Genomic DNA, 14,353 nt, shown 5'->3' with positions numbered 1-14,353 from the left:
TTGCTAGAGACAGCAAAAAGCCCCCGCCTCTACGCCTGTACAGACGTAGGGACGAGAGCTGACTCCCGCGGTTCCACCCTACTTGATTGCGATCCTACATCACCAATCAGATCGTAATCCTCTTTTCCGTGTCCATTCAGACGCTCCCGAGTGCCTTGTTCACGAAGAATTCCCACTGGGCTTACACCGTCCCCAACTCGCTAATTACAGAGAATACATCCCGCTACTTTCTCGTTCAATGCATCTGCTCCCGAAGGAGATATATAGTAGGATATTACACGTTTTCAGCAATACAGTCAAGAGAATAGGGCGTTTCACATATCGTACTTGTCGAGCTGATCCAAGAAATTGCGGGATTTCAGCTTGACCTCCAACTGCATATCCATGAACTGACGCATGACATGTTTGATCTCCAGCTTTGTGGAGTCCTTTACGTCAATGTTGCCGAGCCGATTCAAATCCATTCTGGCGAACAAGCGCAGCAACTTCAATGTACGTGGAGTCACGCTCAATGCAGCTGGATCATAATGCTTGTAGCTCCGACACAAAACTCCGCCCAGCCTCGGACTGACAAACATATCTTCATCAGCACATTGTTGACCACTTGAAATACATGCATCAAGCTGAGGAGCATATCCGGCCGCCTGCAATATTTTAAATTCATAAATACTCATGACGATCAGCGGATCTTTGCCACTCTCCAGCGCCTCCAAACATGCTTTAAGCTGCTTAAACCAGAACGCGCCTGTTTCCTCATCCTGTAGCACCCGATCGAGTAATTCACAAGCATAAGAAGCGTAAGCAGCTTTAGTAATATCCTCGCGTAATGTATGGTGGGATTGGATGATTTCACCGGCATTCAACGTGCCTAAACCTGTGTTTCGAAAAAAAACGAATTCACCGTACGTAAACGGCTGCGTTAAAGCAGCGTGACGGCTTTTGGACTTTTTTGCACCTCTGACCAGCACGCCTGCTTTGCCTCCGCTTTCGGTGCAAAGCGTAATAATTTTGTTCCCCTCACCGTAATCCATGCTGCGGATGACGATTCCTTCCACCCTGTAAAGCATGCCTCTTCCCCCAAACATTCGCGAAGAAGCCAGTGGCTTGTACTATTCACGGGCTTCTTCATGCTCGTCCGACTCTCCCTCATCCGTGTCTTGCTCCCTTGTCACGGCGCTCTCCCGATATAACAGATACGCACCGACATCTCCAGTCATCGCAAAATACTTCCACGAAAAATCTCGCAATCGTATTCATCCTTTCTTCGGAAATGACGTTTGCATCTCAAAAATAGGATGATGCGAAGAGGGGAGAAGTATGCGATGAAATTAATGGATTACGTTGAAAAAGGCTACTGTATGTAGATTGGAATGCCGCTTCGCAAATGATTTGATCTTACGATCGCTTCTTCAGATTCAAATCCTTCGCTCCGCTACAATGTGCACACAGTTACAATAACTCTTTTAAAAGCACTCCTTATTTCATCACTGGAAGAAAGGGGTAAAAAGAGCAAGAGTTAAGCGCCGCATATGCGCGGCGCTTTGAATGACCAAAAAACTGTTACTTATCTCAGTCATAGAGATCGGTACGGCCTTTTTATGATGCTTACAACAACTATACATATTTATTTAATATCAATTTTTTTAGCCTCAATAAACCCTTGAACTAAAGTGACGTAGAATCAAGTTCTGTTTTTAAGCGTCGCGATGGAAGCCAAGGTCACGAAGGACGCGTTCCTGGTTGCGCCAGTCTTTTTTGACCTTAACCCAAAGTTCCAGGAAAATCTTGGAGCCTAGCAGGTTTTGGATATCCTGGCGGGCCTGTTTGCCCACTTCTTTGAGCATGGCTCCCTGTTTGCCGATAATGATCCCCTTCTGGGAGTCACGCTCTACAAAAATAACAGCCATAATATGCACTACCCCATTATCCTGCACTTTCATGTCTTCAATCATAACCGCAATAGAATGGGGTACTTCCTCACGTGTCATATGCAGAATTTTTTCCCGAACCAGTTCGGAGATGACAAACTGTTCTGGATGGTCGGTAATTTGATCATCCGGATAATATTGCGGACCTTCTGGCAAGTATTTTTGCACCTGCTCCAGCAGGGTGTTTACATTGTTGCCCATTTTGGCCGAGATCGGTATGATTTCTGCAAAGTCGTACAACTTGCGATACTGCTCAATCAGTGGCAACAACGCTTCCGGCTCAATGCGATCAATTTTATTCAGCACCAAGATAACTGGCGTTTTTACTTGTTTAAGCTGTTCCGCAATAAAACGGTCGCCACCGCCTAGACCCTCAGCAGCGTCAATAAGAAAAAGCACCGCTTCTACTTCACCCAACGTATTAAAAGCAGTCTGATTCATGTAATCGCCTAATTTTGACTGGCGCTTATGAATCCCCGGTGTATCCAAAAATACAATTTGTGTGTCCTCTGTAGTAAATACGCCGTGAATTTTGTTGCGTGTAGTTTGCGGCTTGTCCGACATAATGGCAATCTTCTGCCCAATGACATGGTTCATCAGTGTTGATTTTCCGACATTGGGTCTGCCAACAATTGCGACAAAGCCTGATTTAAAGTGTTTCTTAGCCATTTCATTTCCTCCAGCGCGATTAAGCACCTATTTTATTTTGGTTTTTCCATTAAAACAGCGAACTAATTAACGTTAACATAGGCCTATAAAACACAAATATACCAATAATTACAGCAAAAACCGCTGCCAGGAGCACGGCTCCGGCGGCGGTGTCTTTAGCCGCTTTGGCCAGCGGATGAATATCAGGTGAGATGAGATCCACCGCTGCTTCAACAGCGGTGTTGAACAGTTCGGCTACAATGACTATAGCGATAGCCACGCAGACGAATAACCAGTCGAGCCGGGAGATGTGCAGAGTTAAGCCTGCTACAATGACAAAGAGCGCCATGACCACATGTATCCGCATATTTACTTGCGTACGCAGAGCGTACATCACGCCTTCTGCCGCATAGCGAAAGGTCATTCTCCAAGGCTGACGTCTCATTACCTTGTCAACCCCGCTTGAGCCAGTACAGCTTCCTGTTTGCCCATCATTTCAGCTTCACTCACATCATCCTGATGATCATAGCCTAACAGATGCAGAAAGCCGTGAACAAACAAAAAACCGATTTCACGCTCAATCGAATGTCCGTATTCTTCGCTCTGAGCTTGCGCTGTCTGTACAGAGATTATAATATCCCCCAGAACATCCGGTACATCATTCATTGAAGTTTCTTCATTCGGTTCGTAAATAATTTCAAGCTCTTCATCCAGTGTCTCCTTCATAGCAAAAGACAACACGTCGGTGGGACGATCAATTCCCCGATAGTCCCTGTTCAACTCATGAATTTGCTCATCATTAACGAAGGTAAGGGCTACCTCACCGTCTGTGACTCCTTCCACTTTGCCTGCCTCCTCCAATAAGGTGTTCAGCAACGTAATCAAGGATTCGTTAATTACCATATCGTTTTGTTCATTATTCCAAGCTAATTGAAGGCCCATGCCAACCGCTCCTTTTAATTCTAGTGCTCTAACCGTGCTTCGTGCACAAGTTATATTAAGCTTTTCCGTTTTCAGACTTGGGCCTTTCCTCTGGATACTCAATACGGGAATGGAAAATCCCCATTACTGTTTCCTTGAGGGTTTGAGCCACGATATCAAGCTCCCGCATGGTCAGCTCACAGTCGTTAAATTGGTGATCATCAAGACGGCTCTTAATAATTTTCTCAATCATGGATTCTACCTGTTCCACCGTCGGCTTCCGTAAGGAACGAACTGCTGCCTCCACACTATCAGCAATTCCCACCACAGCAGACTCTTTAGACTGAGCCTTCGGTCCCGGATAACGGAAATCATCCTCCGTGAAGTCAGGCTCTACCCCTCGCTCTTCAGCCTCACGCAACGCCTTGTGATAAAAATAGTGCAAGAATGTCGTTCCGTGGTGCTGCTCGGCAATATCGCGAATTGGCTTGGGTAGCTTGTAATCCAATTGCATTTCCACCCCGTCACGAGCATGGGCGATAATGATGGATTTGCTCAGCTTGGGCTCTATTGTATCATGTGGATTTTCCAACCCATTTTGATTTTCAATGAAGTACGAAGGCCTCTTGGTTTTACCAATATCATGATAATACGAACCAACCCGGCACAACAAGCCGTTTGCTCCTATAGCCTCCGCTGCGGCCTCTGACAGATTGCCCACCATTACACTATGATGATACGTTCCCGGTGTCTCCGTAAGCAGCTTGCGGAGCAAGGGATGGTTGGGATTCGACAGCTCAACAAGCTTCAGTGCCGACAAGATACCAAAGGTAGACTCAAAAAATGGCATTAGCCCAATAACAAGTATTGCTGTTATCAGACCGCCTGCAAAAGCAAAAGCTACCCCATAGAGCGTCGTCGTTTGAGTCCAATTCCCTTGGTCAATCAGTGCCAGAGAAAAAACAGACAGGGCCCCGAACAGGCATACCATGATCGCCCCTTTGAACAGTGTTGAACGCTGGCTGGCTCGATGGGTAGAGAAAATCGCCGCCAGACAGACCACAAGAGCAAAAAACCCAAAATTAAAGTCAAAAATTTGTCCCTGACGGACATTCAAAATAACACTAGCCAATATACTGAATATAACGGCACATACGAAAGCCAGCGACATATCAAGCAACAGCGTTACGAGCATAGCTCCAAGCGCGATAGGCGCCAGATAGCCGAGATAGGAACGTTCACTGTTCTGCAGTATGGAAATTAACATCATTGCCCCCACTGTAATCACAAAGATTAATACTAGCATGAGCAACTGCGCATTATTATACTTGAAGTTTCGTGTTCGTGATTGGAATTGACGAATATACATAAACAGGCCCAACGCAAGCATCATAGACAGCATCAGTAGGCCAAATTGTGGCCAATAATTGATTTTATCCTTGAGCAATTCATTTTCATCAAGCAGTGTGTAGATTTCCTGGGTAATAATCTCACCCTTCTTGACGAGTACTTCACCCTGTTTAATGTAAACTGTCGGTGTATCTTCACGAGCCTGTACCTTGGCGTCCTTCGTAGCTGTATCATCATAAAACTTGTTGGCGGTAATCACAAGCCTTGCAAGTTCCTGAACAACCTCCCGTGAAGTGCGCTTGGTAAGCGAGCTTGTACTAACCCGCTCCGCTACCTTCGCTCGGGCTGTCTGGGCATCCGTAATTTGATCATTCATCAACCCTGTCACAATCTCACGGGCGACAGGCCGCATTTCAGCAATATCCTCAGATGTAAGGCGCGGAATTTTAATGAATGTCTCCTCTGGAATTCGGTACGTTTGCTCTTTCGTTTTTTCCAGCACTTCATCCAGCAACTTATCTGGGTAGGCATCCGCATTACGGCTGTTATTCACAAAATTTTGCACAAATTCCCGTGCACGTTGCGGAATCTCATCCTTATAAATCGAAATCTTATCTGCTCTGGAAACCTGATCATCCTGATTGAGCCGTTCAATTCGATCCAAAATACCAGTAATCAGGTTATCGTTGCGAACTGGCACAATGGTATACATGGGCTGCACACGTTCAGCTGATTCCTCTTGAGCCTTCAAAGTCGCCTTACTGTTAGGAAGCTGCATCGGGGCGACAATTTCCTTTTCACTCGGTTGATTTACCCGAATGTCATAACGCTCGGGAAGCAGCTTGGACGCAAAGCCTACATAAAAAAGAACCACCAAAAATAAAAACAGAAGATAGCGTGTCGCCACGCTATACTTCCATCCATTCATTCTATGCTGGAACGTTTTCCCTTTAGATAATTCCTTCGAGGTCATCTAAAACAATCCCTCTCCATCATCTTTTTCAAGGCAGCTACACTGCTCATTTTATACTTTTTCTGATCGTACACACCATACTCGTGATTGAATGGCTATCCTTGATTTTCGGCAATACGGTCATAAGCAACAATGATTTTTTGAACTAGGGAATGACGGACAACATCCTCTTCTGCAAACTGGACAAAGCCTATTTCTTCAATCCCTTGTAAAATTGCATTCGCTTCAATCAGACCGGATTTTTTGCCACGAGGCAAATCAATTTGCGTAACATCGCCGGTAATGACCATTTTGGAGCCGAAACCAAGTCGAGTCAAAAACATTTTCATTTGCTCGGGTGTGGTGTTTTGCGCTTCGTCCAAAATAATAAATGAATCATCCAGCGTACGTCCCCGCATATAAGCCAAAGGAGCAATTTCTATTAACCCGCGCTCCAGTGCCTTTGCAGTCTGCTCTGGGCCCATCACATCGTATAGGGCATCATACAATGGGCGTAAATACGGATCAACCTTTTCCTGCAAATCCCCTGGTAAAAAACCTAAATTCTCCCCTGCTTCGACCGCAGGACGAGTCAGTACAATGCGCTTGACTGAACCTTCCTTCAGGGCAGCTACAGCCAGCACTACAGCCAGATAGGTTTTACCCGTACCCGCCGGGCCAATTCCAAATACAATATCGCGTTTCTTAATCGTGGTTACATAGTGCTTTTGTCCAATCGTTTTGACGCGAATCGGTTTCCCCCGGAACGTCGTCGTAATTTCACCCTTGAACAAATCGAGCAGCTGATCAGCACGCAAATCTTTTGCCAATTCAATCGCATAATGGACGTCCCTTTCGGTCAGTATATACCCATTGCGAATTAACTGGAGTAATACGTCGAACAATTGTTCGAGCACTTCCACCTCGTGAGCATTACCAAAAACATTAACTTCTGCCTCACGAGATGCTATTTTTGCTGGAATAGCGGCTTCGATTAATTTTAAAAAGGAATCCTGCGGGCCAAATAACGCCTGTCCTTCTCCCGCATTGTTCAATGCAATTTGTATGCTGCGTTGTTGTTCTGCCAAATAGCCTCATTCTCCTTGGTTATGAACTAACGGAAGTTCTTCCGCAATATCCTGCTCCACTTCAAAAAGCACTTTCATATAAACTTTACCATTCTCTCTCTTCTCATGCAAAATTTTTTGGCTCATTATTTTCGTTCCTTTGCCGTATTTAGCTAAAATATCAGCTCGCGCGCCTTCTATTCCTGACATTTTCGCTTCTGCTTCCGTAAGCTTCTGCTCTTGTATCTTTGTCTCCCTCACACTTTCAGTCATCCAACCCATCGGAAGTTTGAAGGAACGCCAAGTTAACGGATCATGTTCAACTGTTGTTTTATGTGTAGAATAAGGTATTTTCCCATATCCCCACAATTGTATCGCACGATTGCCTAACACCAGATACAAGCGGTCGTGACTGTTACCTGTATACGTGCTGCTGCGTTGCACCGTAGGACTGCTAATTTCGTATTCATGCCATACAAGACCCTTAACCTCTCCTTTGGCTACGACCTGCTGCTGATTCTCCTCATCTCCAAGCGTTCCCGAGATGAGGATGGCTCCTTTTTTGACACGTGTATTTTTATGCACGACAGGACGACCCTGCTCGGCAAAAATCTCAGTGACTACCGCGTCTGCCTTACTGATGATATGACGTGGGCTGTAGAGCGGCGCAGGGGTAGGCTGTGAAGCTTCAACAACCTGAATCGTTACCAAAGTACCCTGCTTTTCCACACCGATCCAGGATGCCTCTGGAAGCTTCTGCATGAGCGCACGGGAAAGCTTGTCTTGACTGGAAAGACGAAAGCTCCATTGAAACGGATACAGCCCCTCCTGTCGGGCGGCTTTGAGAACGGAGTCCGTCGAGAGCTTATCATTCCCCTTCACTTCAATGTCCCAGATAAGCGAAGACATCAGCAGGAGACCTATCCAGAACAAAGCCAATCCAGCCATAAAAAATTTACGTTTGGCAAGCCGTATAACAGTAAAGGGAAGCCCTTGCCGCTTCAGAACATGCATTTTACAGCCTGTCCTTCTCAAAAGCGGGCGTAGGAGGAAGACGTGCGGCAGCAGAAGGTTCATTTCTGCATGTCTAGTACCCATCGGCCGCACGTTCCAAACAGGTATATGGTGATCGGTGAGTAAATTAATGAAAGCTTCCACACTTTCGCCCTTGACAGCAAGGGTAACCGTGCCACGCAGCATTGCTAAAGCAGGATGTTTCACGAGCCTTCCTCCGTTCCTTCCATTTGGATATCTGTTATATGTCCCTCCACACTTACCTGCTCTGGCAGAATAGACGTAATGACTAAATCATGGCCGGACACCCTCAGCCTGCCTTTCTCAAGTGCAAGTACGAGCTGATTCGGTGTGAAATCCACCACGCCCCGGTGATTCTCCACATAAAGCTGGCGGCTGCCGATGAGGGTTAACCGCGGCAGGTCAAATAGAATGTCCTGCGGAAGCTCCAGCGTCTCGCTGGCCCACTTTCGCAGTTTGCGGCTCATCCGGCTCATACGGCGAAATCTCCTTTCCTGTCATCAAAACATCTGTTATCCAACGGCTAATGTTGTTTTGATGACAGCACGCTGCTATTTTTTCATCTTCCGTTATTGCCATTCGGTACCCATAGATGTTTCATGGCAGCTACGCTGCTGGCTTTTCATCTTATATTCTTATTTATCAGTGAACGCCATTACACCAGCGCCACAGATATCTGTACTGTACATTTTATGATCCAGTCCCCGCATTTATGAGGCTAAACTTACAATTCGCAGCAGCTGCTATATTGCAGAGGAAAAAGATGTGTCCTTTCAGAATTTACAACAAAAAAGACAATCTCATTTTCATATCGAAAACAAGGTTGTCTTTTTTTGATTTTCATCAGATGACACAGTTATTTTTCGGTATCTCGATTCAAAAGAGAGTTTTTTCTAGAGTATAAGAAGTAAACAGCCATACCAATGACAAGCCAAATAATAAAGCGAATAAATGTCTGGCCATTCAGATTAAGAATGAGCACCCCACATGAAACGATAGCCAGGATCGGAATATACGGAACTCCAGGACATCGGAAGGCCCTTGGCAAATCAGGTTGTGTTTTTCTCATAACGATGACGGCGACCGAAATCAGAATAAATGCTGACAAGGTTCCAATGTTCACCAAACTTGCTAACTCATCTAGCGGGATCAGCCCACCCATTAATGCAGATAAAGTACCAAAAAACAACGTGTTAATGTAGGGCGTTTTATATTTAGAATGAACCTTGGATAATATTTTAGGGACTAAACCGTCACGTGACATGGCAAACATAATGCGAGTTTGACCATAGAGCATAACCAGCATGACCGTTTTCATCCCTAAGATGGCTCCTATATCTACAATACCTGCAATCCAGTTCTGGCCCGCAACCTGCAATACCAATGACACTGGGTGAGAGATACCTTCAAATTGCATAAACGGCACAATACCTGTCATAATCGCGCTAACAATAACATACAAAAACGTACAAATAACGAGTGAGAAAATAATGCCTCGCGGTAGATCACGAGCGGGATTTTTGGTTTCTTCAGCCGCTGATGAAACAGCATCAAAACCAATAAAAGCAAAAAACACAAGTGCTGCGGCTCCAAACACCCCACTGAACCCAAACGGCATAAATGGTGTCCAATTATCTGGCTTCACATATTTAAAAGCAACGATGATAAATAATAAAATAACAATAATCTTTACAATTACCATGAAGTTGTTTATCCGTTTTGATTCTTTTATCCCAAAATAAAGCAAGAACGTGATACCCATCAAAATTAAAAAAGCTGGGAGATTAAAATAAGTAGTTTGGTCTTTTAAAGTCCCCGGTGCGGCAGTGAATTCAAGCGGAATGTGAAGGCCAATTCCATTCAAAAATGATACAAAGTAACCCGACCAACCTGCAGAAACGGCGCTGGCTGCCAGCATGTATTCCAAAATTAAATCCCATCCAATAATAAAGGCCAATAGCTCCCCCATCGTAGCATATGTAAAAGTGTAAACAGAACCGGATACTGGAACGGTGGATGCAAACTCCGCATAAGCCAATGCCGCGAATAAACAGGCGAGTCCCGCAATCACAAAAGAAAGTACCAAGCCTGGACCAGCCGTAACTGCTCCCGTACCTGTCAATACAAAAATCCCCGTTCCGATAATGGCTCCAATCCCAAGCATCGTTAAATCAAACGCACCCAGTTCCCTTTTGAGTGCTTTTTCCCCCCGCGTAGCGGCGATCAACTGATCAATGCTCTTCTTTCTGAACAAGCTATTTCCCATCCATCCCATCCTCCTAAAAATTAATTTTCCATTTTTATAATCTTGTTTTATCACCTCGATATAAATCAAATTTTAGCTAAATTTGGAGTAAATTTCATAAGTGTCTATCATTGAGAACATTATATATAAAAAAGAAAAAATGAAAACTGCTTTCGGAAAGCTCCATTCATATTGTTACATTTGATCATTTTTCACGAATATATTTTCATAAATGAGACTCTAAATTAGACAAAATGCCACCATTTTAGATGACAACAAATGTGAGAAACCTAGGGCGTACAAGGGATTATCACATTCGTTGTCAGGTAATTAGAGCATTTGTCGTTAATTCATTTTTTATTCTGAGCATGCTTATGTATTCCTAAAGCTCACAAAAAAGGATCCGCCACAGCCAAAGCTGTGACGGATCCACTATCATTTTAACGTCTTCCTCCACCCATATAGCGCTTGGAACGCGGAGGACCCAATATTTCTGCCCAAATCACACCTCTGCGCAGATCAGCCGTATCCACCGTATTACGATCTTGCGAAGCTATCTCTGGCGCATCTGTAATTTCCCCCGACTCCCTCGCGTTGGATATACGATCGAGACGGGCTAAAACCAACCTGCGTTCTTCTTCCATAGCACGGATCCGATCCTCTAGAGTCGAACCGTTATCTAATGAATCCCGGTCCATCCGTCCTTCTGTTTCCGACCGATCGCCCACTTCTTCTATACGACGAGCTTCCATAACCGCCCGTCGTTCATTAGGAAATTGACGTTGCAACTCTCCAGCAGCATCCTGCTGGCGCTGCTCTTGCCCATGTTCTGTTGTGAAGGGTCTGGATGACGTCGAGGACCCGCGGGAACCATGATCACCACCAAAGGTGGGCATACCTTTTCGCGGCGGTGATTTCCGCCCTGTACCTTGGATGCTTTTCCCCAAAAAGGACACCAAAGCAAAGCCAATCACGATCAGGATATACAAATGCTCAAAGATCCAGCTGATAAAGTTCATTACTCACCACCTAGCTGCCGTAATTCATCGGCTATGTCCCGTTATTAATCCCGGTTCTTGTTATCATTCCCCGAGTTCTCATTAGGTTTGCCTAAGGAGCCACGCATTTGCGTATCCGCCTCAATATTTTTCAAATTCATATAGTCCATGACGCCAAGTTTCCCGCCACGCAGTGCTTCAGCCATTGCCAGCGGCACTTCGGATTCGGATTCCACCACACGTGCTCTCATTTCTACGACACGTGCCTTCATTTCCTGCTCCTGCGCTACAGCCATCGCACGCCGCTCTTCTGCTTTTGCCTGCGCAATACGTTTGTCGGCTTCCGCCTGCTCTGTTTGCAGAAAAGCACCGATGTTTTTACCTACATCAACGTCCGCAATATCAATGGACAGGATTTCAAATGCTGTCCCGGCATCCAAACCTTTGGACAATACAGTTCTCGAAATTGAATCCGGATTCTCCAGCACGTCCTTATGCGAATTACTGGAACCTACGGTTGTAACGATACCTTCACCGACCCGTGCAATAATCGTTTCTTCTCCGGCACCCCCGACGAGTCGATCAATGTTGGCACGCACGGTAACACGAGCTTTAACCTTCACTTCGATACCATCCTTGGCGACCGCTGCAACAGTAGGTGTCTCAATAACACGCGGATTAACGCTCATTTGGACCGCTTGCAGAACATCCCGTCCCGCAAGGTCAATCGCTGCCGCACGTTCAAATTCAAGCGGAATGTTAGCACGCTGGGCAGCAATCAACGCATTGATCACTCGGTCTACATTCCCTCCTGCGAGAAAATGGCTTTCCAGCTGGTTAATGTTCAATCCCAGACCCGCCTTGGTTGCCTTAATGAGCGGATTGACAATTCGGCTTGGCGTGACGCGCCGTAACCGCATAGCTACCAGCGTAATGATGCCAATACGCACACCCGAAGCCAATGCTGAAATCCACAGCATCACCGGGAAGAAACTGAAAAATACGCTCAATACAATAATCACTACAACGGCAATCAGCAAAACGCTGACAATACCCGATTCGAACACTCGCATCATCCTCCATTAATCTAATTCTTTGTTATTTACTTGTTTAGACGCTAGTGTCAGCCTTGACCACAATTCGCCCACCTTCTACTTTGGATACTATAATCGGCATATCTGTAGCAATAAACTCGCCGTTCGTTACAACATCGACTCGCTCATCAGCGATCAGCACCGTTCCGGCTGGACGAAGTGGTGTCAGACTGACACCCCGTTGACCTAATAGCATTTCCCGGTTCACAACTGAAGAAAAGCCTTGTTCAGCCGTTAAACTTTCTTTAAGTATAAAACGGTTCCATATCCCTCGGTCCTTGAATACAACTGCGATAATCGCCACAACAGCAACCGCAGCTGCAAAGGCAATGCCCAAAGATATAAACGCATGCTGCATGTTGTATGCTGCCCGAACAACTCCGGCGACAAGGCTGACTGAACCCAAAATGCCCAAAATACCAAAGCTTGGGATGAACATTTCAAGTATAAGCAGAGCCAGACCGATAATAAACAACAGCCACGTCTCCGAACCTGCAAAACCAGCGATATAATTGCCGAAAAAATACAAACCAAATCCGAGTATGCCCAAAATTCCCGGTACACCAAAACCGGGTACGAGCAGCTCAATAACGACACCCGCGATACCGATAAATAAAAGCAACGTCTGCACAATTGGGTTAGTCAATATCTCGGCTGCTTTTTCAGCCCATGTTCGCTCCACATGAATTACATCATCCGTGCTGTAGCCCATCCACTGGATAACTTCTTGTTCGGAAGACGCGATGTGATCCGCATAACCCAACTTCAGCGCTTCCTCACTGGTTAAAGAAATGATCTGACCATTTTCCTTATTAAAGTTCATCTCTGGAATAGATACGGTCGTTTTGGAGTCAACCATACCTCTGGCAATATCTGGATTACGTCCACCAGCTTCTGCGGCAGATGCCATGCTACTCTTCCACCAAGCTACCGTTTTTGGATCTGTGATAGCCTGCCCCCTACCGTCTACTAACGCTGCTGCTCCGATAATACTCCCCGGTTTCATAACAATCTTGTTTGCGCTCAACGCAATATAGCTACCCGCTGAGGCCGCTTCGCCCCTTATATAGGCTACGGTCGGAATCGGACTGTCTTTAATCAGTTTGCCCAGCTTCTCTGCTGTATCTACCCGTCCACCGGGAGTGTTAATATCCAGTAAAATCAGACCTGCTTTGGAATCTGCTGCTTCTGCAAATCCACGTTCCATAAATTTGCCCAGACCTTGCTCAATTTCCTGATCAACTGGTATAACAAACACAGCTCCACCTTTAGTTTGGGCCGCCGCTGATTCGGAATGAACTAAGGGTAACAGCAAAACGGATACCATAATCCACAACGTTAAAAAGATCAATTTGCGACTGGAGTGGTGATGTTCTCTATGCATTTCTCTCCCCCTTTCGATCTTTCTATGTTACAGCATACCAAACTTTGTTAGACAAACTATACAGTTTTCAGGATTTAATGTGAAATTATTGGGTATATTGCTAATCCTGACGGCTGTCAGATACTTTACGCACCCAACGGACATCACGTTTCACACAATTAATAATAGCGCTTACATAAAAGAATCTTCTCATCATTACATTCTATGGTAGGCATCGCATATATAGAAATAACACCCTCTGTAAACAGAGGGTGTTGTGTTTTCCTGTTTGTCGCAGGTTTATTGCAGAAATTGCTGAACCGCTTGGTTCACGAGCTTACCGTCAGCGCGGCCTTTTACCTTAGGCATCAAGGCCGTCATTACTTTCCCCATCTCGGCTTTCGAAGAAGCACCGGTTTCCTGGATGGTCTGCTGTACAATAACTTTAATTTCTTCCTCAGAAAGTTGTTCGGGAAGGTACTGAGCGATGATCTCTATTTCTGCTTTAGTGCTTGTCGCAAGTTCATCACGACCGGCTTTTTCAAATTCATGGAGGGCATCTTTTCGCTGTTTGATCTCACGACTCAGAATATCAAGCACTTCGTTGTCGTCCAAATCCCGTTTCAAATCTATTTCAAGATTTTTAATCGTAGAACGAACCATTCGAATGGTGGAGAGTTTGAACTTGTCCTTACTCTTCATTGCTTGCTTCATATCTTCGTTCAATCGTTCGCTCAAATTCATGATTGCTT

The 14,353-nt window shown here is 45.3% G+C and carries 15 protein-coding genes; all 15 read right to left on the bottom strand.

Annotated features, from left to right (window positions below; translation table 11 throughout):
* Positions 1-29: 29 nt before the first annotated feature.
* The 15 genes from NSS66_RS15510 to NSS66_RS15440 all read right to left on the bottom strand — a co-directional run bounded on the left by NSS66_RS15510 (position 30) and on the right by NSS66_RS15440 (position 14,345).
* Positions 30-176, bottom strand: coding sequence for a hypothetical protein (locus tag NSS66_RS15510; protein WP_155613687.1), 147 nt, complete (start codon positions 174-176; stop codon positions 30-32).
* A gap of 138 nt (positions 177-314) precedes the next feature.
* On the bottom strand, positions 315-1,067 hold the full coding sequence (gene recO, locus NSS66_RS15505; protein ID WP_023989481.1) for a DNA repair protein RecO: 753 nt from the start codon (positions 1,065-1,067) through the stop codon (positions 315-317).
* A 42-nt stretch (positions 1,068-1,109) separates the two neighbouring features.
* Positions 1,110-1,247 carry a YqzL family protein gene (locus NSS66_RS15500; RefSeq protein WP_013372137.1) on the bottom strand — a complete coding sequence of 46 codons (138 nt, stop codon included), beginning with the start codon at positions 1,245-1,247 and terminating at the stop codon, positions 1,110-1,112.
* Positions 1,248-1,694: 447 nt separating this feature from the next.
* Positions 1,695-2,597 (bottom strand): GTPase Era, encoded by a 903-nt coding sequence (era, locus tag NSS66_RS15495; RefSeq protein ID WP_013311134.1) that lies wholly within the window; start codon positions 2,595-2,597, stop codon positions 1,695-1,697.
* A gap of 49 nt (positions 2,598-2,646) precedes the next feature.
* Complete coding sequence (locus NSS66_RS15490) at positions 2,647-3,021, bottom strand: diacylglycerol kinase family protein (protein WP_053325783.1); 375 nt, start codon at positions 3,019-3,021, stop codon at positions 2,647-2,649.
* Positions 3,021-3,518: an rRNA maturation RNase YbeY gene (gene ybeY, locus NSS66_RS15485; protein WP_023989485.1), complete on the bottom strand. Its 498-nt coding sequence runs from the start codon at positions 3,516-3,518 to the stop codon at positions 3,021-3,023. The genes NSS66_RS15490 and ybeY overlap by 1 nt, the downstream gene beginning before the upstream one ends.
* A 55-nt stretch (positions 3,519-3,573) precedes the next feature.
* Complete coding sequence (locus tag NSS66_RS15480; protein WP_028540460.1) at positions 3,574-5,820, bottom strand: HD family phosphohydrolase; 2,247 nt, start codon at positions 5,818-5,820, stop codon at positions 3,574-3,576.
* A 95-nt stretch (positions 5,821-5,915) separates the two neighbouring features.
* Positions 5,916-6,887: a PhoH family protein gene (locus NSS66_RS15475; protein WP_068942375.1), complete on the bottom strand. Its 972-nt coding sequence runs from the start codon at positions 6,885-6,887 to the stop codon at positions 5,916-5,918.
* Between the two features lie 6 nt (positions 6,888-6,893).
* Positions 6,894-8,087, bottom strand: a complete 1,194-nt coding sequence (yqfD, locus tag NSS66_RS15470; protein ID WP_028540459.1) for a sporulation protein YqfD — start codon at positions 8,085-8,087, stop codon at positions 6,894-6,896.
* The gene (yqfC, locus tag NSS66_RS15465) at positions 8,084-8,377 is read right to left on the bottom strand and encodes a sporulation protein YqfC (protein ID WP_023989488.1); all 294 of its coding nucleotides are present in this window, start codon (positions 8,375-8,377) and stop codon (positions 8,084-8,086) included. Before yqfC ends, yqfD begins: the two co-directional genes overlap by 4 nt.
* Positions 8,378-8,757: 380 nt before the next feature.
* Positions 8,758-10,167, bottom strand: coding sequence for an amino acid permease (locus tag NSS66_RS15460; protein ID WP_340959358.1), 1,410 nt, complete (start codon positions 10,165-10,167; stop codon positions 8,758-8,760).
* 419 nt (positions 10,168-10,586) lie between these two features.
* Complete coding sequence (locus tag NSS66_RS15455) at positions 10,587-11,165, bottom strand: hypothetical protein (RefSeq protein ID WP_340959310.1); 579 nt, start codon at positions 11,163-11,165, stop codon at positions 10,587-10,589.
* Between the two features lie 44 nt (positions 11,166-11,209).
* A complete protein-coding gene (gene floA / locus NSS66_RS15450) occupies positions 11,210-12,217 on the bottom strand; it encodes a flotillin-like protein FloA (protein WP_043922497.1) in 1,008 nt (335 codons plus the stop codon).
* 37 nt (positions 12,218-12,254) lie between these two features.
* Positions 12,255-13,622, bottom strand: a complete 1,368-nt coding sequence (locus NSS66_RS15445) for an NfeD family protein (protein WP_071558467.1) — start codon at positions 13,620-13,622, stop codon at positions 12,255-12,257.
* A 279-nt stretch (positions 13,623-13,901) separates the two neighbouring features.
* A complete protein-coding gene (locus tag NSS66_RS15440; protein ID WP_013311146.1) occupies positions 13,902-14,345 on the bottom strand; it encodes a GatB/YqeY domain-containing protein in 444 nt (147 codons plus the stop codon).
* Between the last annotated feature and the right edge of the window lie 8 nt (positions 14,346-14,353).

This window comes from Paenibacillus sp. FSL R10-2748 (assembly GCF_038005565.1).
GTDB classification, from domain to species: Bacteria; Bacillota; Bacilli; order Paenibacillales; family Paenibacillaceae; genus Paenibacillus; species Paenibacillus polymyxa_B.
This window is presented reverse-complemented; position numbering and strand designations above follow the sequence as displayed.